This window comes from Streptomyces sp. NBC_00859 (genome assembly GCF_045161865.1).
In the GTDB taxonomy this organism is placed as follows: Bacteria; Actinomycetota; Actinomycetes; order Streptomycetales; family Streptomycetaceae; genus Streptomyces.
Genome location: NZ_CP108826.1, coordinates 4,988,478 through 5,009,284 on the forward strand (window position 1 = coordinate 4,988,478; position 20,807 = coordinate 5,009,284).

19 protein-coding genes are annotated in these 20,807 nt (G+C 68.8%); 9 read left to right on the top strand and 10 right to left on the bottom strand.

Annotated elements, in window-relative coordinates; genetic code table 11:
• Window positions 1–81: 81 nt before the first annotated feature.
• The gene (locus tag OG584_RS21830; protein ID WP_405780222.1) at window positions 82–1,065 is read right to left on the bottom strand and encodes an SDR family NAD(P)-dependent oxidoreductase; all 984 of its coding nucleotides are present in this window, start codon (window positions 1,063–1,065) and stop codon (window positions 82–84) included.
• Window positions 1,066–1,128: 63 nt separating this feature from the next.
• Between OG584_RS21830 and OG584_RS21835 the strand changes: the two genes are divergently transcribed.
• Complete coding sequence (locus OG584_RS21835; RefSeq protein WP_405780224.1) at window positions 1,129–1,701, top strand: TetR/AcrR family transcriptional regulator; 573 nt, start codon at window positions 1,129–1,131, stop codon at window positions 1,699–1,701.
• A 102-nt stretch (window positions 1,702–1,803) separates the two neighbouring features.
• Here the strand turns inward: OG584_RS21835 and OG584_RS21840 are convergent, their stop codons facing one another.
• Window positions 1,804–3,147 (bottom strand): UDP-glucose dehydrogenase family protein, encoded by a 1,344-nt coding sequence (locus tag OG584_RS21840; RefSeq protein ID WP_405780225.1) that lies wholly within the window; start codon window positions 3,145–3,147, stop codon window positions 1,804–1,806.
• Between the two features lie 166 nt (window positions 3,148–3,313).
• Between OG584_RS21840 and OG584_RS21845 the strand changes: the two genes are divergently transcribed.
• Window positions 3,314–4,471, top strand: a complete 1,158-nt coding sequence (locus OG584_RS21845) for an acyl-CoA dehydrogenase family protein (protein ID WP_405780227.1) — start codon at window positions 3,314–3,316, stop codon at window positions 4,469–4,471.
• Between the two features lie 464 nt (window positions 4,472–4,935).
• Here the strand turns inward: OG584_RS21845 and OG584_RS21850 are convergent, their stop codons facing one another.
• Together OG584_RS21850 and OG584_RS21855 are read right to left on the bottom strand one after the other, a co-directional pair.
• Window positions 4,936–5,169 (bottom strand): hypothetical protein, encoded by a 234-nt coding sequence (locus tag OG584_RS21850; RefSeq protein WP_405780229.1) that lies wholly within the window; start codon window positions 5,167–5,169, stop codon window positions 4,936–4,938.
• A 33-nt stretch (window positions 5,170–5,202) separates the two neighbouring features.
• Window positions 5,203–5,673: a glycine-rich domain-containing protein gene (locus OG584_RS21855; RefSeq protein ID WP_405780231.1), complete on the bottom strand. Its 471-nt coding sequence runs from the start codon at window positions 5,671–5,673 to the stop codon at window positions 5,203–5,205.
• Between the two features lie 697 nt (window positions 5,674–6,370).
• Here OG584_RS21855 and OG584_RS21860 point away from each other — a divergent pair.
• The 4 genes from OG584_RS21860 to OG584_RS21875 all read left to right on the top strand — a co-directional run bounded on the left by OG584_RS21860 (window position 6,371) and on the right by OG584_RS21875 (window position 8,716).
• Window positions 6,371–6,625, top strand: coding sequence for a hypothetical protein (locus OG584_RS21860; RefSeq protein WP_405780233.1), 255 nt, complete (start codon window positions 6,371–6,373; stop codon window positions 6,623–6,625).
• Window positions 6,597–7,112 carry a DUF6879 family protein gene (locus OG584_RS21865; RefSeq protein WP_405780234.1) on the top strand — a complete coding sequence of 172 codons (516 nt, stop codon included), beginning with the start codon at window positions 6,597–6,599 and terminating at the stop codon, window positions 7,110–7,112. The genes OG584_RS21860 and OG584_RS21865 overlap by 29 nt, the downstream gene beginning before the upstream one ends.
• Before the next feature lie 14 nt (window positions 7,113–7,126).
• A complete protein-coding gene (locus OG584_RS21870; protein ID WP_405784219.1) occupies window positions 7,127–8,002 on the top strand; it encodes a helix-turn-helix domain-containing protein in 876 nt (291 codons plus the stop codon).
• Window positions 8,003–8,119: 117 nt separating this feature from the next.
• Complete coding sequence (locus OG584_RS21875) at window positions 8,120–8,716, top strand: GrpB family protein (RefSeq protein WP_405780236.1); 597 nt, start codon at window positions 8,120–8,122, stop codon at window positions 8,714–8,716.
• Window positions 8,717–8,789: 73 nt separating this feature from the next.
• Here the strand turns inward: OG584_RS21875 and OG584_RS21880 are convergent, their stop codons facing one another.
• Window positions 8,790–10,055, bottom strand: coding sequence for an LCP family protein (locus OG584_RS21880; RefSeq protein ID WP_405780237.1), 1,266 nt, complete (start codon window positions 10,053–10,055; stop codon window positions 8,790–8,792).
• A 76-nt stretch (window positions 10,056–10,131) separates the two neighbouring features.
• Between OG584_RS21880 and OG584_RS21885 the strand changes: the two genes are divergently transcribed.
• Complete coding sequence (locus OG584_RS21885) at window positions 10,132–10,698, top strand: acyl-CoA thioesterase (RefSeq protein WP_405780239.1); 567 nt, start codon at window positions 10,132–10,134, stop codon at window positions 10,696–10,698.
• A gap of 58 nt (window positions 10,699–10,756) precedes the next feature.
• Here OG584_RS21885 and OG584_RS21890 read toward each other — a convergent pair whose 3' ends face one another.
• A complete protein-coding gene (locus OG584_RS21890) occupies window positions 10,757–12,127 on the bottom strand; it encodes an LCP family protein (RefSeq protein WP_405780241.1) in 1,371 nt (456 codons plus the stop codon).
• 191 nt (window positions 12,128–12,318) lie between these two features.
• Between OG584_RS21890 and OG584_RS21895 the strand changes: the two genes are divergently transcribed.
• On the top strand, window positions 12,319–13,341 hold the full coding sequence (locus OG584_RS21895; protein WP_405780242.1) for a glycosyltransferase family 2 protein: 1,023 nt from the start codon (window positions 12,319–12,321) through the stop codon (window positions 13,339–13,341).
• Window positions 13,342–13,415: 74 nt separating this feature from the next.
• Here OG584_RS21895 and OG584_RS21900 read toward each other — a convergent pair whose 3' ends face one another.
• From OG584_RS21900 to OG584_RS21915, 4 genes are all read right to left on the bottom strand, one after another.
• On the bottom strand, window positions 13,416–15,080 hold the full coding sequence (locus tag OG584_RS21900) for an LCP family protein (RefSeq protein WP_405780244.1): 1,665 nt from the start codon (window positions 15,078–15,080) through the stop codon (window positions 13,416–13,418).
• A 48-nt stretch (window positions 15,081–15,128) separates the two neighbouring features.
• The gene (locus OG584_RS21905) at window positions 15,129–16,892 is read right to left on the bottom strand and encodes an LCP family protein (protein WP_405780246.1); all 1,764 of its coding nucleotides are present in this window, start codon (window positions 16,890–16,892) and stop codon (window positions 15,129–15,131) included.
• A gap of 220 nt (window positions 16,893–17,112) precedes the next feature.
• A complete protein-coding gene (locus OG584_RS21910) occupies window positions 17,113–18,339 on the bottom strand; it encodes an LCP family protein (protein ID WP_405780248.1) in 1,227 nt (408 codons plus the stop codon).
• Window positions 18,340–18,488: 149 nt separating this feature from the next.
• Window positions 18,489–19,244, bottom strand: a complete 756-nt coding sequence (locus OG584_RS21915; RefSeq protein WP_405780249.1) for a TIGR03089 family protein — start codon at window positions 19,242–19,244, stop codon at window positions 18,489–18,491.
• A gap of 148 nt (window positions 19,245–19,392) precedes the next feature.
• On the opposite strand from OG584_RS21915, the gene OG584_RS21920 reads away from it, so the two are divergent.
• Entirely contained in the window at window positions 19,393–20,802 is a 1,410-nt protein-coding gene (locus tag OG584_RS21920) for an N-acetylmuramoyl-L-alanine amidase (RefSeq protein ID WP_405780251.1), read from the top strand.
• Window positions 20,803–20,807: the final 5 nt, after the last annotated feature.

Sequence of the window (20,807 nt, forward strand, 5' to 3'; positions counted from 1 at the left end):
CCCCCGTTCCGGGCCTTCCGCGCCCCGCAGGCGCAGAGGGCCCGGAACGGGGGTGCGCCGCCAGGGATTACGGAGCAGCCCTCAAGCGCGCAGCAGATCGGTCGAGACTGCCCAGAGGCGCTCGGCGAGGGCGGGATCGAGCGCCCATTCCTTGACACCGTGGGGATGCTGCGCGAGGTCGGCGTCGTTCGGGACGGTGTATGCCTCTTGCGCGTCATCGAGGTAATGGCCGCCCGAGTGGGCGAGGGCGGGGAAGACGGCCGCGACGATGCTGGTCGCGGCCCCCTGCTCGACCGTCTTGTACGTGAAGACGCCCGCGGCCTCGGCCGCGTCGAGCGACTGCCTCTGCTGCGCGGTGAAGTTCCGTTGCAGCCCCGTGGCGACGCCGCCGGGGTTCACGGTATTGGTCACGATCCCATCCGGTGCCCACAGACGGGTGGCCTCCACCGCGAACAGGGAATTCGCTGTCTTCGACTGCGCGTAGGCGATCTGCGGGTCGTAGCCGCGGCGCTCGAGGTGAAGGTCTCCGAAGTCGATGCCGGAACGCATGTGCGCCGTCGAACTCACCGAGACGATCCGGGATCCGGCGCCGTCGGACGCTCCCCGGGCCAGGGCGCCGTGCAGGCCGGTGGCGAGGGCGAAATGGCCGAGATGGTTGGTCGCGAACTGCAGCTCCCAGCCCTCAGGGGTCCGTTCGAGGCCGCCGGTGACCACGCCTGCGTTGTTGATCAGCAGGTGCAGCGGGCCACGCCACGCGTCGGTGAACCGCGCGACGGCCGTCCTGTCCGCGAGGTCGAGCCGGGCGACTCGGGGCCGGGCTCTCCCGGTGGACTTCCCGATTGCCTCGGCGACAGCGTTGCCCGCCGTGGTGTTCCGGACGGCGAGGGTGACCTCGGACCCGGCAGCGGTCAACGCCCGAGCGGTCTCGGCGCCGATACCTGAGGAGCCTCCCGTCACGATCGTGCGGAGGCCGGTCAGGTCGAGGCCCCGGAGTACGTCGTCGGCGGTGCTGGCGGCGGTGAAGGGAGTGGAGACGGGCGGGGGGACGGGCGCGGGCTCAGCCATGACCGGCACTATACGCAGTAGACGGTATTTGTATAGTTCGAAGGCTTCTCCTACGCTCGGCCCATGAGCAGTCCTGATGTCGGCCGCCCTTCCTCCGCGGTCGTCGATACCAGTCGGCGGACCGCGGTCCTGGACGCGGCCCTGACCACGTTCGCGCGATTCGGTTACCGGAAGACCTCGATGGAGGAGGTGGCACAGGCGGCGCGAATCTCCCGGCCGGGGCTCTACTTCCTCTTCTCCTCGAAAGAGCTCCTGTTCCGTGCCGCGGTCACCCAGGCCCTGGAACATGACATCGGGGCGGTCGAAGACGTCCTGGCCGACACCGCGCGTCCCCTGCCGGAGCGTCTCGTCGAGGCGTTCGACCGGTGGGCGGGCCGGTACATCGGCCCGCTGACCCGCGACGTCACGGCGGTCATCGAAGCCAACCCGGAGCTTCTCGGTGAGCTGACCGAGACCGCGCCGCGGCGTTTCGAGGAGCTGATCACCGACGCCATCGCCGTGGAGTCAGGGCGCGGGGAGCCGCTCGCTGTCGCGCGGACGATGATCAGCGCGTCGATCGGCCTCAAGCATCAGGCACCGTCACGGGAGTTCTTCCTCGGACGGCTGGAAGTCGCTGTCGATCTCCTGATGCGCTGAGTGGGGGCCCGCCTGCCGGTCGCACTGTGATGTGAAGGGCGAACTCCCCGAGGGCCGTCCCGTAACCCTGGCGGGCGTGGGGGGTTACGGGACGGACGCCCCTCAGGCCCGGGGCCGCCCCATCGCCCGGTACGTCCACCCGGCCTCCCGCCACGCCACCGCGTCCAGTGCGTTGCGGCCGTCCAGCAGTATCCGCTCGGATGCCACCGCGCCCAGCGCGGCCGGGTCCAGCTCGCGGAACTCGCGCCACTCGGTGAGGTGCAGGACGACGTCCGCCCCGCGCACCGCGTCCAGCGCCGTCTCCGCGTAGCCGAGCGTCGGGAAGAGGCGGCGGGCGTTCTCCATGCCCTTGGGGTCGTAGACCGTGACCTGGCCGCCCTGGAGGTGGATCTGGCCCGCGACGTTCAAGGCGGGGGAGTCCCGTACGTCGTCGGAGTCCGGCTTGAAGGTCGCGCCGAGCACCGCCACCCGCTTGCCCAGGAACGAGCCGCCGCCCACGGCCTCCCGCGCCAGCTCCACCATGTGTCCGCGGCGCCGCATGTTGATCGAGTCGACCTCGCGGAGGAAGGTCAGCGCCTGGTCGGCGCCGAGCTCACCCGCGCGGGCCATGAAGGCCCTGATGTCCTTGGGCAGGCAGCCGCCGCCGAAGCCGATCCCGGCCCGCAGGAACTTGTTGCCGATGCGCTCGTCGTGCCCGAGTGCTTCGGCGAGCTTCGCGACGTCGCCGTCGGCGGCCTCGCAGACCTCGGCCATCGCGTTGATGAAGGAGATCTTCGTGGCGAGGAAGGAGTTCGCCGCGGTCTTGACCAGCTCGGCCGTGGGGAAGTCGGTCACCACGAACGGCGACCCCTCGCCCACCGGCCCCGCGTACACCTCGCGCAGCAGCTTCTCGGCCCTCTCGCTCTCCACGCCGACGACGATCCGGTCGGGGTGCAGAGTGTCCTTGACGGCGAAGCCCTCGCGCAGGAATTCCGGGTTCCAGGCCAGCTCCACACTGTCCCCGGCGGGCGCCAGCTCCCGCAGCACCCCGGCGAGCCTGGCCGCACTGCCGACCGGCACGGTCGACTTGCCGACGACCAGTGCTTCCCGCTTCAGGTGCGGGGCGAGCCAGCGGAAAGCGTTGTCGACGTACGACATGTCGCAGGCGTACTCGCCGTGCTTCTGCGGGGTGTTGCAGCACACGAAGTGGACATCGCCGAACTCGCCGGCCTCCTCCCACGACGTGGTGAAGCGCAGCCGTCCGGTCGACCCCTCGATCCCCGCGACGTGGCGCTGCAGGATCTCTTCGAGACCGGGCTCGTACATGGGGACGCGGCCCTGCGAGAGCATCTCGATCTTCTCGGGGACGATGTCGAGCCCGAGCACCTCGAATCCCAGCTCAGCCATGGCCGCGGCGTGGGTGGCACCGAGATAGCCGGTACCGATCACGGTGATTTTCAGGGCCATCGATTAGCTCCAGGAGGCGTACGGGATCGGGTGCGCGCCCGAGCATAGTCGGGCTGTTCGACCCCCTGCTTTACCCCTGTCGCCAACCTCACGTATCCCTGGGCGCGGGCAGCCCCTAAAATTGGGTTACTTAACGGTAGTTAGCATCCTTGGGGAGTGAGTGACCTTGGCAGGTTCGCCCGATTTCGACCTGTACCGCCCGGCCGAAGAGCACGACATGCTCCGCGACTCGGTCCGCGCCCTGGCCGAGGCGAAGATCGCACCCTTCGCCGCCGCGGTCGATGAGGAGGCCCGCTTCCCGCAGGAGGCGCTGGACGCGCTGACCGCCGCCGACCTGCACGCCGTCCACGTGCCCGAGGAGTACGGCGGCGCCGGGGCCGACGCGCTCGCCATGGTCATCGTCATCGAGGAGGTGGCCCGCGTCTGCGCGTCCTCCTCCCTCATCCCGGCCGTGAACAAGCTGGGCTCGCTCCCGGTGATCCTCTCGGGCTCCGAGGACCTCAAGAAGAAGTACATGAGCCGCCTCGCCAAGGGCGACGGCATGTTCTCGTACTGCCTGAGCGAGCCCGACGCGGGTTCGGACGCGGCCGGCATGAAGACCAGGGCCGTGCGCGACGGTGACTTCTGGGTGCTCAACGGCGTGAAGCGCTGGATCACCAACGCCGGTGTCTCCGAGTACTACACGGTCATGGCCGTCACCGACCCCGCCAAGCGCTCGAAGGGCATCAGCGCCTTCGTGGTCGAGAAGTCCGACGAGGGCGTCTCCTTCGGTGCCCCCGAGAAGAAGCTCGGCATCAAGGGCTCCCCGACGCGCGAGGTCTACCTGGACAACGTCCGGATCCCCGCCGACCGCATGATCGGCGAGGAGGGCACCGGCTTCGCCACGGCGATGAAGACCCTGGACCACACCCGCATCACGATCGCCGCCCAGGCCATCGGCATCGCGCAGGGCGCACTCGACTACGCCAAGGGCTACGTCCAGGAGCGCAAGCAGTTCGGCAAGCCGATCGGCGACTTCCAGGGCATCCAGTTCATGCTCGCGGACATGGCGATGAAGCTCGAAGCGGCCCGCCAGCTCACCTACTCGGCCGCCGCGAAGTCGGAGCGCCTCGACGGCGACCTGACCTTCTTCGGCGCGGCTGCCAAGTGCTTCGCGTCCGACGTCGCCATGGAGGTCACGACGGACGCAGTCCAGCTCCTCGGCGGATACGGCTACACGCGCGACTACCCGGTGGAGCGCATGATGCGCGACGCGAAGATCACGCAGATTTATGAGGGTACGAATCAGGTGCAGCGGATCGTGATGGCGCGCAACCTGCCGTAGCAAGGTTTCCGCAGACCGGCGGCTGTTTGCGATGGCTCGCGGGCAGCGGTCCGGGCGGGTCCGTTTCGGGCTGATCATAGGCATCATGCTGGGCGAATCCTGGGCCGGTACCGGGCTCCGGACCGCTTCTGGACTGCACAAACACGACGGCCCCCGGCATCATGCCGGGGGCCGCTCGCATGCCTCTGTCAGGCGACTTCGTATGGCGCTCCGTGCAGGACGCTCTTCGGATCCCCAAGTGCGCCAACGCACCCGGGGCGAAGCCTCAGCCGCTCAGCCTCGTGGACAAGGTTCGGGCTCGAACCGAGAGGCACGGCGGTCGTGCCACGTCCTCTCAGGTGCAACCCGTTCCGTACACTGCTCCGAACCCCTCGAACAAACCAAAGAACGCCCCTGCTGATTAATACAGGGGCGTTCGGTTGCCGGTCCCACATCATTCCAAGCCGTTCAGGCGGTCTGCCCTCTCAGGGCGGGATGATGAACCCGCGCGTCGGACTGGTTCCGGGTTTGTCGTCAGGGAACTTGGCGGCCACAGCCGCCAGCGTGTCAGCAGTCACGTCCCTGCGTGAATCGAGGTCGTCCTTGTCATACACACGCCATGCCCCCGCCGTGCGTTCCGGGGCCTCCGGAGCGACCACGCCGAGAACGCCCAATCGCCGCAACAGAGCGTCAACTTGTCGGGCCTGCTCTGAATCCACGCGTCCACCTTCCCTCTTCTCGGGCCGGCGTAGCTACCCGCCGGATGCGCACTTGCCAGGATTGATCGGGCCGCAGCCGCCGGGCTTTGGCGTGTGGGAGCAGCTGGCCGCCACCGGGACCAGGGCCTTGGCCGGGCCCGTCCACAGTCCGCCGTCCACGGTGTGCCCGGCCTGCTCGACGACAGCCACGGTCCGCGTGAGCGCGTGTTCATCGTGCCGTCCGGCGTCGGGCCGCTCCGGCCAGTGATGCACGAACCGGCCCAGGCGTTCACACAGCTTCTCGTACAGGTTCGTGTGCAAGACCAGGGCATGCCATCCCTCGTCCACGACGTTGGACGGCGTGATCTTGACGCTGGGGAACTGCGCGGCAGCATCCACGAACTTGAGTGCTTCCGTGACGATCCGCTCCGCCGTAGCCTCGTCCAAGTCGGGGTTGTTGTCGATGACTGTTGCGACGACACCGTCGAACGCGGCAGGGGTGAGTAATGCGCGTACATCGTGCATGTTCGTTTCCTCCTTGTTGTGGCACTTCACAGCCCACCCCGGTAGCTCGACTGTCCAAGGTTTTCGCTACCGGGGTGGTGTCTCTACTCGGCGCGGACCACCATCGCGAACGACGTACGAATACGCCGGAAACCTGTGTGGCCTGACCGGCCCGTGTGGCTCAGGCACTCCGTGTCGACGGGCGACGAGTCATCGGCCGGCGCAGCTTTCCAGTTGCAGTGCAGGCACTCGGCCCCGAAGGCCACGTCAGTATCCGGGTGGGTATCCGGGTGCTCCGTGATGCGGTGCTGCACATAGCGCAGGACAGGCCGCGTCATCTCCGCCCTCGCGTCCTGTGCGGGTGATTTCTGATCTCCGCATCGGCATCCGCCGCCGCCGACAGGTCGCCCCTGTCCCGTGCCGTCTGGCGTTGCGAGACCAGCGCCCCACAAACCCCACACCCCGGCGCAGGCTTCGGGAACGGTAGGGGAGGAGCCAGATGTACCGGACCGCTCAAAATTCTCGGACAGCTCACGTTGCCGCCTCCCTGTCGAACCGCGTCGATGTGGTGACTGTAGGGAGCAGAGGGGAACGGTCTCCACGAACTTGCATGAGCTTGCACGGGAATTGGCATGGCTTGATGGGGTATTGACGCTCTTCCCGCAGTTCAAAGATGCTGGTGCAAGTCCGAGCAAGTACCTGGAACCGGGAGCCTGTCATGGCCGTAGAGTTCATTGGGATCGACCCCAACACCGACCGGGACCACTGCCCTACCGTGTGGGCTGACCCGGAGGCGCAGGAGGTTTTGTTCCAGGGGTGGAAGCCGAGCCCCATGACTCAGGCGGCGTGCGAAGGAAGTAGCCCCGCGAATGGGCCGATGCCCGACAGCGAGGGCATCGTCAGGATTCCGGCCCGGATGATTTCGATGGTCAGGGAGGCTTGTGATGCCGTCGAGCGTGCCCAGCTTCGCTGAGCTGCTTGGCCAGTGTGAGCGGTCCGCCGTCCATCTGGAATTGCGCGACTCATACGCTGCCACCGCGCGTTTCGAGGCCTGGAAGCGTGGAGAGCGAATCAACTGGGAGACCCGCGAATCCTGGTGGCATCCGTATGACCAATTGATCGCTGACACGGTGGCGAGGGGTGTGGTGATCCAAAGGGCGCGCGTGGTCTCCGAACCGGTATCGGAGTACATCCGCTGGGAGCACTACGTCACCCATGCCAACGTTACGGCGGGGGAGCAGGTCCGCTGGTTGCCCCGGCGACAGGCCACGACTATCCCCCTGCCGGGCAATGACTTCTGGCTCTTCGATGATGCGTTGCTCCGGGTCCATCACTTCTCAGGTGATGGCGCGGTTGTGGATGATGAGATCACGGACGATCCGGAGACGGTGAAACTGTGCTCCGCTGCGTTTGCAGGAGTTTGGGACAGAGCGATCCCGCACCACCAGTACAAGGTCTGACGAAAGCCGGCTCAGTGTCCCCACACCCTTCCTCACGCGTGCAGAGAGTTCGCGAAGTCCTGGCCGGCCGTCTTCGTGACATCCGGAAAGACGCGGGGATCAGCGGGCGGGAGCTGGCTGTCAGGTGCGGTTGGTCCGAGTCGAAGTCGTCCCGCATCGAGAATGCCAGGACTCCTCCGTCCGATGCCGATATACGGGCGTGGTGCCGGGCCTGTGCCGTTGAGGACCAGGCCCCGGACCTGATCGCAGCCAATCGGCAGTCCGCCGAAGCGCATGTGGAGTGGAAGCGGCTCCAGCGGACCGGCCTCCGGAGACTCCAAGAGAGCACCGGCGACCTGTACCAGCGAACCAAGACCTTTCGCGTCTATGTATCCGACGTGATCCCTGGTTTCCTTCAGACAGCGGCGTACGCCTCCGCCCTCCTGTCCTCCATTGCGGACTTCCGAGGGACACCGGACGACGTGAGCGACGCCGTGGCGGCCCGAATGAGGCGAAACGGGGTGCTCCACAAGGGCGGGCGCCGGTTCTCGTTCGTGTTGGAGGAGTCAGTGTTGCGCTATCGGCTGTGCAGCTCCGAGGCAATGGCGGCGCAGCTCGGCCACCTGCTCGGGGTCATGGAGCTTCAGAACGTCGCAGTGGGCGTTGTCCCGTTCTTGGAGCAACGGGTCGTGTGGCCCATGCCCACCTTCACGATCTTCGATGACAGAAGGGTGCACGCCGACACCCTGGACGCCGCCTCCACGCTCACCCAGCCCGGCCAGGTCGAGCTGTACGCCCGCGCCTTTGAACGTCTCTCGCAGCAGGCCGTACGGGGAGCATCGGCCCGGTCCCTCATCGCGGGTTCGGTTGCGTCCCTGGGCTGGCCAGCGACGCCGATGCCTTACGCGTGATGGCGCGCCCCCGTAGCCACCCCGGTTATCGCATGGCCCGGCGGGGGGAGCCCCGGCACGGCGCCGGGGCCTCCTCCGGCTTCACCGCACGGCCGCGCGGTCCGTACACTCGGCCGGATGGTCCATGACGCCACCACCGCATCCGACCGGCCGGTCGTACTCCCGCCGGATCCCGCCTGGCAGTCACGTGGCCCCGCCATCGCCGCCGAACTGTCCGAAGCGCTCGGCCCCTCGGCGCTGCGCGTCGAGCACATCGGCTCCACCGCGATCCCCGGCATGGCGGCGAAACCGGTCTTCGACCTCCAGGTGAGTGTCGACGACCTGGCGGCGGCGGCCGACGCGTTCGCCGGGCCGCTGGCGGACCGGGGCTTCCGGCGCTCCCCGTACGAACGCGACCACGTCCCGGCCGGTTCCGGCGACGATCCCGCCCGCTGGGGGAAGCGGATGTGGTGGCTGCGTCCGGTGGGTGGCGCCGATGCGGACGTCAACCTCCATGTACGGGTGGCCGGTTCGCCCAATGAGCGGCTGGCGCTGCTGTTCCGCGACTGGTTCCGGGCGCATCCCGGCGCGGTGCCCGGATACGCCGCGTTCAAGCGGACGCTGGCCGGCGCGGTCCCGGACGTGGGGACGTACGCGGATGTGAAGGACCCGGTGGTCGACCTGATCGTCGCGGTCGCGGAGCCCTGGGCGGCGGAGACCGGCTGGCGGCCGTAGAGAGCCACGCAACAGGCCCCCCGGAGCTGCGCGTTCGCGCGTTCCGGGGGGCCTGTTGCAGGACGAGGGGGTCTCAGTTGCCCGAGACCGTCACCGTGTCGTCGTCCTTCAGCTCCTGCACCAGCTGCTTGACCTTGGTCTTGTCCCAGACCAGGTTGCCGCCGGTGGAGCCCGAGATGGGCATGTTCATCTGCTTGCCGTCGCCGCCCGACACACCCTTCATCGCCCAGAACATGGACGCCAGGTTCCACAGGCTCATGTCCTTGTCCACGATCACCGTGTCCAGGCCGGCGCCCATCACCGGGTAGAGCTTGAAGGGGTTCAGAACGGTGGACGGGGTGGCTGTCTGGGAGGCCAGGGCCGCGAGGAACTTCTGCTGGTTCTTCGTGCGCTGCAGGTCGCTGGCCGCGAACGCGTGCCGGGTGCGGACGAAGGCGAGGGCCTGGCCGCCGTTGAGGGTCTGCTTGCCCGCCGGGAAGTCGGCGCCCGAGTCCTTGTCCTTGAACGCCTGCGGGATGTCCAGCTGCACACCGCCGACCGCGTCCACGATGCTCGCGAAGCCGTCGAAGCCGATCTCCGCGTAGTGGTCGATGTGCAGACCGGTGTTGTACTCGATGGTGCGCACCAGCAGCTCCGGGCCGTCCTCCGCGTACGCGGCGTTCAGCTTCGTCTGGCGGCCCGTGTTCGGGTAGAGCTTGCCGGACTGGGACCCCTTGTAGGACGGGATCGTGACGTTCGAGTCGCGGGGCAGCGAGACCATCGTGTTCCCGTTGTCACCGACGTGCAGAATGATCATGGAGTCGGTGCGCTTGCCCTCGGCGGAGCCGGTGTGCAGCTTCTGCTTGTCGGCCGCCGACATGCCGTCGCGGCTGTCGGAGCCCACGATCAGGTAGTTCGTGCCCTTGCCCGTGTCCGGCCTGTCGATGACCTTGGACAGGTCGACCTCGCGCCGCAGCTTCCCGTCGGCCCAGAAGTACGTGCCGATGGAGACGCCGAGGATCGCGACGACCAGGACGAGCGCACCGATCTTGATGCGGCGGCGCCAGTTCGGCGGGGTGCCCGGACGCGCTGCGGGACGCGGGCCTCCGGTGCCCTGGCCGCCCCCCTGGCCGCCACCGCGGCTGCCGGGTCCGCTGGGGCCGCCCTGCCCGTAGACCTGGCCCGTGTTGTAGCCGCTGTCGTACGGGGTGTCGTAGCCGTCGTCGTATCCCTGGTCCTGCTGCTGCCCGCCGTACTGCCGCTGGGCAGGTGGCGTCGAACGCTGCACGTGCCGCATGACCCGAGCGCCCTCGGGCTGCACGTTCTCGCTGCCGCGTCCGTAGCGGTCCCTGTCGTCCATGCAGACCAGTGTGCCGTCACGGTGCGTATGTATCACAGGGCGGGTATGGAATCGGGGCAGTGCTGTTGCAGAGCTGATGCAAAGTGCCGGCGCGCGCGCCCCGCATAAGCTGGCACGTATGACAGATCTTCCGGGCAAGCCCACCTCGGCCTCTCGTACCACCCTGAGTCACATCATGACGGGCAACGACACCAATCTCCTCGGTACGGTGCACGGTGGCGTGATCATGAAACTGGTGGACGACGCGGCGGGCGCCGTGGCGGGCCGGCACTCCGGCGGGCCCGCGGTCACCGCGTCGATGGACGAGATGGTCTTCCTGGAGCCGGTCCGCGTCGGTGACCTGGTGCATGTGAAGGCCCAGGTGAACTGGACGGGCCGGTCCTCCATGGAGGTCGGCGTGCGGGTCCTGGCCGAGCGGTGGAACGAGTCGTCACCGGCCCAGCAGGTCGGCAGCGCGTACCTCGTCTTCGCCGCGGTCGACGCGGACGGCAAGCCCCGCGTCGTACCGCCGGTGATCCCCGGGAGCGAGCGCGACAACCGCCGCTACCAGGAGGCGCAGATCCGGCGCACCCACCGGCTGGCCAGGCGTCGCGCGATCAAGGAGCTCAGGGAGCAGCGCATCGCCGACGGCATCGACGACTGAGCGCCTGAGGCCTGCGCGGAGGCGCCGGGAAGCACCCGGCGGACCGGACCGGGCCGGCCTACTTGCAGACGACCTGGTCGCCCGTGACCGCGGCGAACTTGCCCGGATCGGGCTCGTCCGCCCGTACCGGTGTCACCTTCTTGAAGTCCCGGCCGAGCGTCACCTTCAGCGTGGAGCCGAGCCCCGCCACCGACCGCAGCTCCGCGTGCGGCAGCGCCGCGGCCAGCGAACGCACCGACCGGTTCCAGCGAGGGTCGTACTCGATGACCGTGCGCGCCGTGTTCGTGGCCACCGGCCGGCCGAGGACGTCGGGGGCCACCGCCGAGAGGAAGCCGGTGGCGCGCAGGCCCTTGTCCGCGCGGGCTGCCAGACCAGTGGTCGATGTGCCGTTGGCGACCTGCACCCGGATCTGGTTCGGGGGCACGTCGACCTTCGCGGCCTGCGTCGCGGACAACCGGTGCTCCGCGATCGGTACGTCCTCGCGGATCGCCCTGAAGAGCTTCCCGGCCTTCGCCGGGTCCCATTTCACCGTCGAGCCGATGCCCTTGACCTGGTAGTTCATCTGCCCGAGGGGCACGGAGGTGAACTCCGACGACGCCGGGGTGAATCCCCGCATCGCCTGTCCCAGGGAGAGCATCTCGTCCGGCCCGAAGCCCTTGTCCGCGCGGACGGCGCTGAAGACCGTGGACGCGACGTCGCGGAACTTGACCGGGTTCAGCAGGACACCGCTGCTGGTCGCCTTGGAGATGAGCGACGCCATGAACCGCTGCTGGCGCTGCATCCGTCCCAGGTCGGACGCCGCGTCGAGGTGCCGGGAGCGTACGTACTGGAGTGCCTGCCCGCCGTTGAGCTTGCTGGTCCCCACCGGCAGGTCGAGCCCGGTGTAGGAGTCCTTCAGCGGGCGCGCGGTGCAGATGTCGACCCCGCCGAGCACGTCCACCGTCTTCATGAAGCTCGTGAAGTCGACTTCCAGGTAGTGGTTGATCTGCACACCGGTCATGTTCTCCACGGTCTGCACCGTGAGCTGGGGGCCGCCCTGGGCGTACGCCGCGTTGAGCCGCACCGGGTGGGCGCTGAAGCGCTTCCTGGTGGCGGGATCGGTGCGCGCGGGCACGACCGCGTAACTGTCCCGCGGCAGACTCACGACGCTCACCCGCGAACGGTCCGCCGAGACGTGAACGAGCATGACGGTGTCGGTGCAGTGACAGGGGGCGCCGCCCAGGTGGTACTTCTTCTTCTCCGCCGGTGTGATCTTGTCGCGGCCGTCGGTACCGACGAGGAGCACGTTCATGCCGCGGCCGGGTGCCGGACGGTTCTTCATGTCCTTGAACGGATCGACGCGGCCGATGCCGTCCAGCTCGCCGAGGAGCGCGTGACCGATTCCACCGGCGCCCAGCACCAGGACGGACACGGTGGTGGTGATACGCATACCCCAGCGGGGTTTGGGCGGACGGGGTGGCGGCCTTCTGCGGCGGGGCGGCGGGGGCACGGGGGAAACTGGGACACCTCCGTGAGCGACTTGGGCGAAGCGACCACGGTAGGCCGCTGTGATCAACATCCCGGGTACGCCACCCGGCCGCCGCGCCCGGCGTCCCCCGTTCGCGGTAACGTGACCGTCCTATGGACGCCACGCACGCCACGCCCGCCGTTTCCGTGATCATGCCGGTCCTCAATGAGGAGCGGCACCTGCGCAACTCGGTCCGCCACATCCTGGAGCAGGAGTACGACGGCGAGATGGAGGTGGTGATCGCCATCGGTCCCTCGTCGGACCGCACCGAGGAGATCGCCGCCGAACTCGTGCGGGAGGACCCCCGGGTCCACACCGTCGCCAACCCCACCGGCCGTACGCCCGCGGCGCTCAACGCCGCCATCAAGGCGTCCAGCCACCCCGTCGTGGTGCGGGTCGACGGGCACGGCATGCTCTCGCCGAACTACATCGCCACCGCGGTCCGCCTCCTCGAGGAGACCGGCGCGATGAACGTCGGCGGGATCATGCACGCCGAGGGCGAGAACGCCTGGGAGGACGCGGTCGCCGCCGCGATGACCTCCAAGATCGGTGTCGGCAACGCGGCGTTCCACACCGGCGGCAAGGCGGCCCCCGCCGAGACCGTCTACCTGGGTGTCTTCCGGCGTGAGGCGCTGGAGCGGCAGGGCGGGTACAACGAGGAGTTCATCCGCGCCCAGGACTGGGAGCTGAACTTCCGGATCCGCGAGGCCGGCGGCCTGATCTGGTTCTCGCCCGAGCTGCGCGTCCAGTACCGCCCCCGCCCCTCCGTCCGGGCGCTCGCCAAGCAGTACAAGGACTACGGCCGCTGGCGCCACGTCGTCGCCCGCTACCACGAGGGCTCGATCAACCTGCGCTACCTCGCTCCGCCGACCGCGGTCTGCGCGATAGCGGCCGGCATCGTGGTCGGCGCCGCCGTCACCCCGTGGGCCTTCCTGGTTCCGGCCGGTTACGCCGCGGCCATCGTGGCGGGGTCGCTGCCGGCCGGCAAGGGGCTGTCGGCGAAGGCCCGGATGCAGATCCCGGTGGCCCTGGCCACCATGCACATGTGCTGGGGCTTCGGCTTCCTGACCAGCCCGCGCGCGCTGGCCCGCAAGGTCATCGCCAGCCGGCGCCCGGCGGTCCGCACCGCCGTCTGAGGTTCGTGGAAGGGCCGGACCCGGCTGCCGTGAGGCGACCGGGTCCGGCCCTTCTCCGTGTGCCGTGCGTGAACCTACGTGGTCCAGGTGTACGCCTTGTCGACGTTCATGCACGCCGACTTGTCGTCCCCGTGCAGTGCGTTGGCGGAGTCCGGCGTCTTCCCGTCGTCAGCCGTGGACTTGGGGTACGCCGTGCCCGTGCGCCAGTCGCTTCCCACGACCACCGTGACGGCGCTGACCTGGGTGGACTTCTTCACGGACTTCAGCGGCACACCCATGGACTTCGCCACCGACTGGGCGTCGCCCTCGAGATCGGCGCTGGGGAAGAGCACCTCGGTCGTCTTCTGCGGGTCCAGCGTCTGATCGGCCATGGCGTGTGCGAAGCCCTGCCCGGTCAGCAGCGCGGCGACCTCGCCGGCCCGGCCCTTCGACGGCAGCCCGCCGTCGCCGCCCGTGCCGTTCCGCACGGTGACACCGATGTCGGCCTTGGGCGCCGCCGGGTCGTCGGAGACCTTCTCGGCGGGCTTCTTCTTCACGCCCTTGCCGTCCAGCGGGGTGTCGTTCCTGACCATGGCGAACAGCTTGTCCGCGTCACCCGGCTTCGGATCGACCTTCTCCCCGAACCCGGGCCGTACGGAGTTCACATTCGGCATGGTCGTCATGGTGATCCGCGACGTGGGGACCTTCTGGAGCTCCCCGGCGAGGTCGTACAGCTTCTTGATGTCGCGGATCCCGCTGTCGACCTTGAGCGCGTTGGTGGCCGCCTCTGCGAGGTCCATGAGCTTGCCGGGGTCGGTGAGCTTGGTGCCCTTGCGCAGCTGGCGGACCATGGAATTCATGTACTCGTGCTGGGCCTTGGTCCGTACGACGTCGGTGTCCGGCCAGAACCCGTACCGCGTCCGCAGCCACTGGAGCGCCTGCTGCCCCTTGACCGACGTGGTGCCCTTCTTGAGCTTGAGCCCCGAGCCGTGGCCGTCACGGGTGTGCGAGTACACATTGGCGTCCACACAGACCGGCACCCCGCCGATCGCGTCGGCCATGGAGACCACACCGGAGAAATCGATCCTCATGAAGTGGTCGATGTGGATGCCGGTGAGGGATTCCCACGTGGCGACGGTGCAGCCGGCGCCGCCGCGGCCGAGCGACTCGTTGGCCAGGGTCCAGCCCGTCGCCGGGTAGGTCTTGCCGTTCTCGTCCGTGCACTTGGGGATCTTCAGCACGGTGTCGCGCGGCAGGCTGACGACCGACATGTTGGTGCGGTCGGCCGAGACGTGCAGCAGCATCTGCACATCCGCCAGGGGAGGGGAGCCGAAGGTGTCCTTGGCGCCGCCGAGCTTCTGGTTCTCCTTGGAGTCCCGTGCGTCCGAGCCGATGAGCAGGATGTTCAGCGGGATCTGGCCCGCCGCGTTGGCCTTCGACTTCGGGGCCCGGTGGTCGCCGAGGTTGAGGGCGCTCTTCTGCAGATTGCCGTTCAGGTGGCGGTAGTAGAGATATCCCGCGCCCGCGGTGCCGATGACCAGCAGCGCCACGGTCCCCGCCACCCAGCGGAGTATTCGGCGTTTCCCGCGCGGGGCGCGCCGCCGCGACGTGTGCTGTCTGCGGTTCCCGCCACCGCCCGGCGCGCCGGCGGGGGCCGGAACTGTGGCCCCCGCCTCGTACAGGCTGTCGTCCCAGCCGAGTTGGCCCGCGCGTGAATCCCGAGGTCGCGTACCCTCCCCCCGCGTACTTCTCTGTCCCACCAGGTCCCCCCTGCTACTCAGGTATGCGTATTCCCCGGTGACCTGGCGTCACTTGGAGCACACGGTCTTGTCGGCTTCCACCTTCTGGATGTCCGCCGGCGCCTTTGCCGGAGCGGTGATCGGTGTGCCTGCAGCCTTGAAGTCGGCACCGAGGACGAGTGTCATCGGAGTGAGGCCCACGGAGTCCTTCGTGCCGGGCTTCAGCGCTGACGCGGGCAGCCCCATGAGGTCCGCGAGCTTGCGGGCCTGATCGGCCTGGTTGGGCGCGTACGTGAGGGTCGTCTTGGCCAGATCGGGCTTGTAGTTGCCGCCGTTCTCCGACTTCAGTACGCCCTCGGTGTTCTGCAGCCAGGTCAGCGTGGTCTGCGCCGAGCCCGCCACGGCCCCGCCGTTGAGCACCTTGACCCGCACGTCGGACGCGTTGGCCTGCTTGCCCTTGAGGAGCGCCGCCTGCTTGCTCGCTGCCTCGCTCTTCTTCTTCTTGACCTCGGTGAGGGAGACGTCGTCGCGCATCATCGAGAACAGCGGGTCCGCCTGGGCGTGGTTCACGACGACGGTGGCGTGGACCTTCTCCGCGGGGTTGTCGAGGACCGGCAGCGTGGTGAAGGTGACGTTCTTCGGGTTCACCGACTTCAGGTCCATCGCGAGGCTCTTGAGGTGGTCGATGCTCCCGATGCCGCTGTCGACGGTGAGCGCCTTCGTCGCCGAGTTCGCCAGGCTGTAGAGCTTCGTGGGGCTGCTGAGTGTGTCGCCCGAAGTCATCTTGCGTATCAGCGAGGCCAGGAACTGCTGCTGCACCTTGATCCGGTCCAGGTCGCCCTGGTTGCCGAAGCTGTGCCGGGTCCTGACGAAGGCCAGCGCCTGCTCGCCCTCGACCTTGGACTTGCCCGCCGGGAGCTTGAGGTGGGACTCCTTGTCGTCCACGGGGTGCGCCACACAGACGTCGACACCGCCGACCGCGCTGCTCAGCGTCTTGATGGCGTTGAAGTCGGCCATCATGAAGTGATCGACCGTCAGGCCCGTTATGGCCTTCACCGTCTTCATCGTGCAGCCGGGGTCGCGGGAGTCCTGGCCCAGGCTGGTGTTGAAGCGGACCTGCGGGGTGCCGGGGATCGTCTTCGTCGACCCGTCGGGCTGCTTGATCTGGCAGTCCGGGATGTCGGTGATCAGGTCGCGCGGGATGGAGAGCGCGGTCGCGTTCGTCCGGTCCTTGGAGACGTGGAAGAGGATGTTCGTGTCGGCGTGGCCGACGCTCCCCTTGTCGCCGTACCCCTCGTTGCCCTTGCCGGTCCGCTTGTCCGTGCCGATCAGCAGGATGTTGACGGCCCGGTTCTTGGTGGAGCCCGAGGTGCCGCCGACCACATCGATCTTGTTGATGTTGGCGTTGAAGTGCTGGTACAGCAGGTACGCCCCGGTGGAGCCGGCGACGAGGACGAAGGCGGTCACGCCGCCGGTCCACAGCAGCGCTTTCTTCCTGCGCGACTTCTGCTGCTTGCGCTTACGGCGGCCCGGCGCCGTCTGCGGTGCGCCGCGGAGGTTTTCCGGACCGCTGCCCGGCGCCCGGCGGCTGCGCTGGCCGGGCACATCGCGGCTCGGGGTCTGCGGCTGCGAACGCCTGCGGGAGGCCTGCGGGGGCACCGAGTCCATGCGCCGTGTGCGGCTGGAATCGGAATCGGAATCCGACGGCGATCTGTCCCGTGATTGCGGTCCGGAGGGGTTCAGTCGCAGTTCGTAATTGCCGGTTTCCGGGTTGAGCACCCACTGGTCTGCGGGGTCCATATCTTCCGCCCGCCCACGGCTATGCGCGTCCACGGTTTCCTGTGTCCTCCGTCGGTGCCACGCGAGGCGCCCTCCCCCCGGGCGCTCGGTCTTTCGTCGTTCAGTGCACGACCGCATGGCCGTATGCACCGGATCGCGTCACACTATCTGCCCGGATCAATGTCCAGCGACGGGCGGGACGGATTCCTTGCTGCTTACAACTGGGCATACCACCCAATCCACATGTCCTGCGGTTACCGGTTTGAGAATTGTTTTACCCGCAGGCCGCGGCAGCCGCGTTCGTCCCCGGGAAAGTCTCCTGCGGAGAGGGCGACGGCTTGCCCTTCCCGCCGGTGCCCGAAGTGCCTCCGGTGCTCTCCGCCCCCGGTGCGCCCTTGCCGCCCTTCGTCACGGTGACCGGGTCGTCGTCACGCAGCCGCTTGAAGAGCCTGTCGGCGTCCGGCTGGACGAGTTGGTCGCGGTTGCGGTTGTTGACGTACGGCTCGCGCGGCACCGTGAGGAACTGGATCTTGTCGGTGGGGATGTCGCGCATCCGGCGCGTCAGGTCGTACAGGTCCTTGAGGGTGTCCAGGCCGGGGTCCGTGGTCAGCGACTTGGTGGCCGCGTCCAGAACCGGATAGAGCCGCGTCGGGTTCAGCAGTACGCCGTTGCTCTGCACCTTCTTGACCAGCGAGCCGAGGAACTCCTGCTGTCGCCGCATGCGTTCGGTGTCGCTGCCGTTGCCGATGGAGTGCCGGACGCGTACGTATCCGAGCGCCTGTTCCCCGTTGAGCGTCTGGCGGCCCGCGGGCAGCTTGAGATGCGCGTCCTTGTCGTCGACCGGCTTCTTGAGGCATACCTCGACGCCGTCGACCGCGTCGACCATGCCCTTGAACCCGTTGAAGTCGACCACCATGTAGTGGCTGATCCGGATCCCGGTCATGTTCTCCACGGTGCGGACGGTGCAGGCTGTCCCGCCGAACTCGTACGCCCAGTTGAACTGCACGAATTGTTTCTTCGTGCGCTTCTTGTCCGCCTTGATGCAGCTCGGTACGTGCGACATCAGGTCGCGCGGCAGTGAGACCGCTGTCGCGCTCTTCCTGTCCGCGGCGAGGTGCAGCAGGATCGTGGTGTCGGATCGCTGCGACCCCTCGTCCCTGCCGTACTTCTTGTTGTCGCCCGAGCGCGAGTCGGACCCGATGAGCAGGATGTTCTCGGCGTTGACCGCGACGGGTGTGGGCCGTTCCTTCTCGTACGTCCGGAGCTCGGCGGTCGCGGTGTTGTCCGTCTTGATGTTGTGGTCGAGCTTGTTGTAGAACCACCAGCCGACACCCGCGGCGACGAGGACGACGAGCGAGACCCCGAGCGCGGTCCAGCGCACCCAGTGCCGTTTGCGCCGGGCCGGGGGCTCGGGAGCGGCATTCGACGGGTCCGTGTCGGGGGCGTCGTTCTGCGGCTCGTCGTCGGGCGTGCCGGCACTGTCGCTCACGTCTGCGTCCATCCTTCACGGAGTCGGCGACGCGCTGGGCCGCCGATCGAACGGATAGACGACTGAACCGCGCGCTTGGTTGTGCTCTCTCCTGATCATGTACCGCGGACGGTGTGTGTTCCCGGGGGCTCGTCCAGGGGTGGGCCAGACGGGTGTCCGGGTCAGTGCGCGACGGAGTGGGTGACTCGCTCGCTCTCCACGCGCTTTTCGAGGCCGCCGTCGGCCAGCCGGCCGAGGTTGCGGCAGAGCACCACGGAGGCGCCCGCGGCGAGCGGGGCGTACAGCCCGTTCGAGAGGCCGTCCCAGCTGTCGTACGCCTGCCCCGACAGCAGCCGCGCGCCGGGGGCGAGCCCGACACCCGCCGCGTCGTGCAAGGCCCGCTCCACCACTTGCGTCCCCGACAGCTCGGTACCGGCGACCGCGAGCGCCGCCGCGTGTGGGTCGACGGGGGCGTACGGCACGAACTGGTCACCCTGGCCGGGGACCTCGACCGCGTAGTCGGCGAATCCGGCGGGCGGCTGCGGGAAGCGGCCGCCGAGCGGGCGCAGCGCCAGCGCCACCCGCTCGCCGCTGCAGGCCCGCGCCTCCTCCAGCGTGTCCGGTCCGCTGACCACCAGGTCGGCCCGGGAGGCGTCGCCGCCGACATCGGCGACCACGCCGACGGACGAACAGGCGAGCAGCCAGACCGCGCTCTGCCAGTGCGCGGGGAGCAGCAGCGCGAGCCTGTCGCCCGGCTCCGCCGACAGCTCGCCCTGGAGCAGATTCGCGGTCTTGGCCACCCAATTGGCGAACGTCGCCACGGAAAGTTCGACCCGCTCGCCGGTCGCGTCGTCGTAGAACGTGACGAGGGGGCGTGCGGGTTCCTGGGCGAGTGCGGATCGCAGCAGGTCGGCGGGGGTGCGGTCGCTGGCAGTCATGTGCGCAGCGTACGTCGCGGGGCCCGGCGGGGGGCCGCTGTCGCGGCGGATGCCCCGGCCGGGTGGTCGCACGGGCGGCCGATACCCCGTCAGGTTCTGGTGGACAGCGATAGGGGGGTATGTCCAAATCGTAACTATGCGTGCACCTATGACTGCCTCCCTGCTCTCCACTTCGATCGCCGTGGCCTGCGCCGCCGCGCTCGCTCTCCCGATGGCCGCGCCGGCCGGGGCGGCGACGCCGGGGGTCGGGTCCCCGGCCACACCGTTCCCCGGCTCCACCCAGTCGCTGCGGCTCACCCCGGCCGCCGACCGGTCCACGGACACCACCTCGTCGGCCGTGCTGTCCAGGCAGAAGGTCAAGCCCTTCTCGCTGGTAGGTGTGGTCTGGAACGACAAGAAGGCCCACCTCGACGGCACCGTCCAGGTGCGGACCCGCCCGGTGGGCTCGAAAGTCTGGACCGGCTGGCAGGCCGTCGAGACCGACAACGACGACCACGCGGCCGATCCCGGCACGGCGGAGGCCGCGTCGTCGGCCGTGCGCGGCTCCACCGCACCGCTCTGGGTGGGCAACTCGGACGGTGTCCAGGTCCGCGTCCGCTCCAAGGCGCCCGCCGGTTCCGACCGCGCCGCGGCCACCCCGCTCCCCAAGGGGCTCCGGCTGGACCTCGTCGACCCCGGCCCGGACCCGCAGCCGGCCGATCCGACGGCGGCCGATCCGACGGCGGCTGACCCGACGGCGGCCGATCCGACGGCTGCCGATCCGACGGCGGCCGACCCCACGGCGGCTGACCCCACGGCGGCTGATCCGACGGCGGCCGACCCCACCGCGGCCGACCACGCCACCTCAGGCCCCCAGTCAGGGGCCCAGCCGGACCCCACCGAACTGCCCGCCCTCAGCAAGGAAGCCACCGCGGCCGAACTGGAGAAGTCCACGGGAGCGAAGGCCAGCCCCTTCGTCGCGCCCCAGCCGCGCATCGTCACCCGCAAGGGCTGGGGAGCCGACGAGAGCGTCCGCGAGTCGGACTTCCTCTACACGAAGACCGTGAAGGCCGCCTTCGTCCACCACACCGCGACGGGCAACAACTACACGTGCGCGCAGTCCCCCTCGCTCCTGCGCAGCATGTACCGCTACCACGTGAAGAGCCTCGGCTGGCGGGACATCGGCTACAACTTCGTCATCGACAAGTGCGGCACCCTCTACGAGGGCCGCGCGGGCGGGGTGACCAAGCCGGTCCAGGGCGCCCACACCCTCGGCTTCAACGCCGACAGCACGGGTGTCGCCGTGCTCGGCACCTTCTCGAAGTCCGACCCGCCCGCCGCCGTCATCACCGCGCTCTCCCGCTTCACCGCCTGGAAGCTCGGGCTGACCGGCGCCGATCCGGCGGGGAAGACCACCCTGGTCTCCGACGGGGGCAACCGCTACGAGAAGGGCACCCGGGTGACGCTGAACCGGATCTCCGGACACCGCGACGGTTTCGCCACCGAGTGCCCGGGGGCCCGCCTCTATGCCAAGCTCGGCACGATCCGCAGCGAGGCCGCCCGGATCCAGGGCCGCTGAGCACC

Excerpts from the sequence above, each read along its gene's own strand:
- OG584_RS21840 (WP_405780225.1), bottom strand. The coding sequence starts at position 3,147 with ATGGCCCTGAAAATCACCGTGATCGGTACCGGCTATCTCGGTGCCACC.
- OG584_RS21890 (WP_405780241.1), bottom strand. The coding sequence starts at position 12,127 with ATGCGTATCACCACCACCGTGTCCGTCCTGGTGCTGGGCGCCGGTGGA.
- OG584_RS21885 (WP_405780239.1), top strand. The coding sequence starts at position 10,132 with ATGCAAAGTGCCGGCGCGCGCGCCCCGCATAAGCTGGCACGTATGACA.
- OG584_RS21880 (WP_405780237.1), bottom strand. The coding sequence starts at position 10,055 with ATGGACGACAGGGACCGCTACGGACGCGGCAGCGAGAACGTGCAGCCC.
- OG584_RS21865 (WP_405780234.1), top strand. The coding sequence starts at position 6,597 with ATGCCGTCGAGCGTGCCCAGCTTCGCTGAGCTGCTTGGCCAGTGTGAG.
- OG584_RS21875 (WP_405780236.1), top strand. The coding sequence starts at position 8,120 with ATGGTCCATGACGCCACCACCGCATCCGACCGGCCGGTCGTACTCCCG.
- OG584_RS21895 (WP_405780242.1), top strand. The coding sequence starts at position 12,319 with ATGGACGCCACGCACGCCACGCCCGCCGTTTCCGTGATCATGCCGGTC.
- OG584_RS21920 (WP_405780251.1), top strand. The coding sequence starts at position 19,393 with ATGACTGCCTCCCTGCTCTCCACTTCGATCGCCGTGGCCTGCGCCGCC.
- OG584_RS21860 (WP_405780233.1), top strand. The coding sequence starts at position 6,371 with ATGGCCGTAGAGTTCATTGGGATCGACCCCAACACCGACCGGGACCAC.
- OG584_RS21830 (WP_405780222.1), bottom strand. The coding sequence starts at position 1,065 with ATGGCTGAGCCCGCGCCCGTCCCCCCGCCCGTCTCCACTCCCTTCACC.
- OG584_RS21910 (WP_405780248.1), bottom strand. The coding sequence starts at position 18,339 with ATGGACGCAGACGTGAGCGACAGTGCCGGCACGCCCGACGACGAGCCG.
- OG584_RS21855 (WP_405780231.1), bottom strand. The coding sequence starts at position 5,673 with ATGCACGATGTACGCGCATTACTCACCCCTGCCGCGTTCGACGGTGTC.
- OG584_RS21915 (WP_405780249.1), bottom strand. The coding sequence starts at position 19,244 with ATGACTGCCAGCGACCGCACCCCCGCCGACCTGCTGCGATCCGCACTC.
- OG584_RS21835 (WP_405780224.1), top strand. The coding sequence starts at position 1,129 with ATGAGCAGTCCTGATGTCGGCCGCCCTTCCTCCGCGGTCGTCGATACC.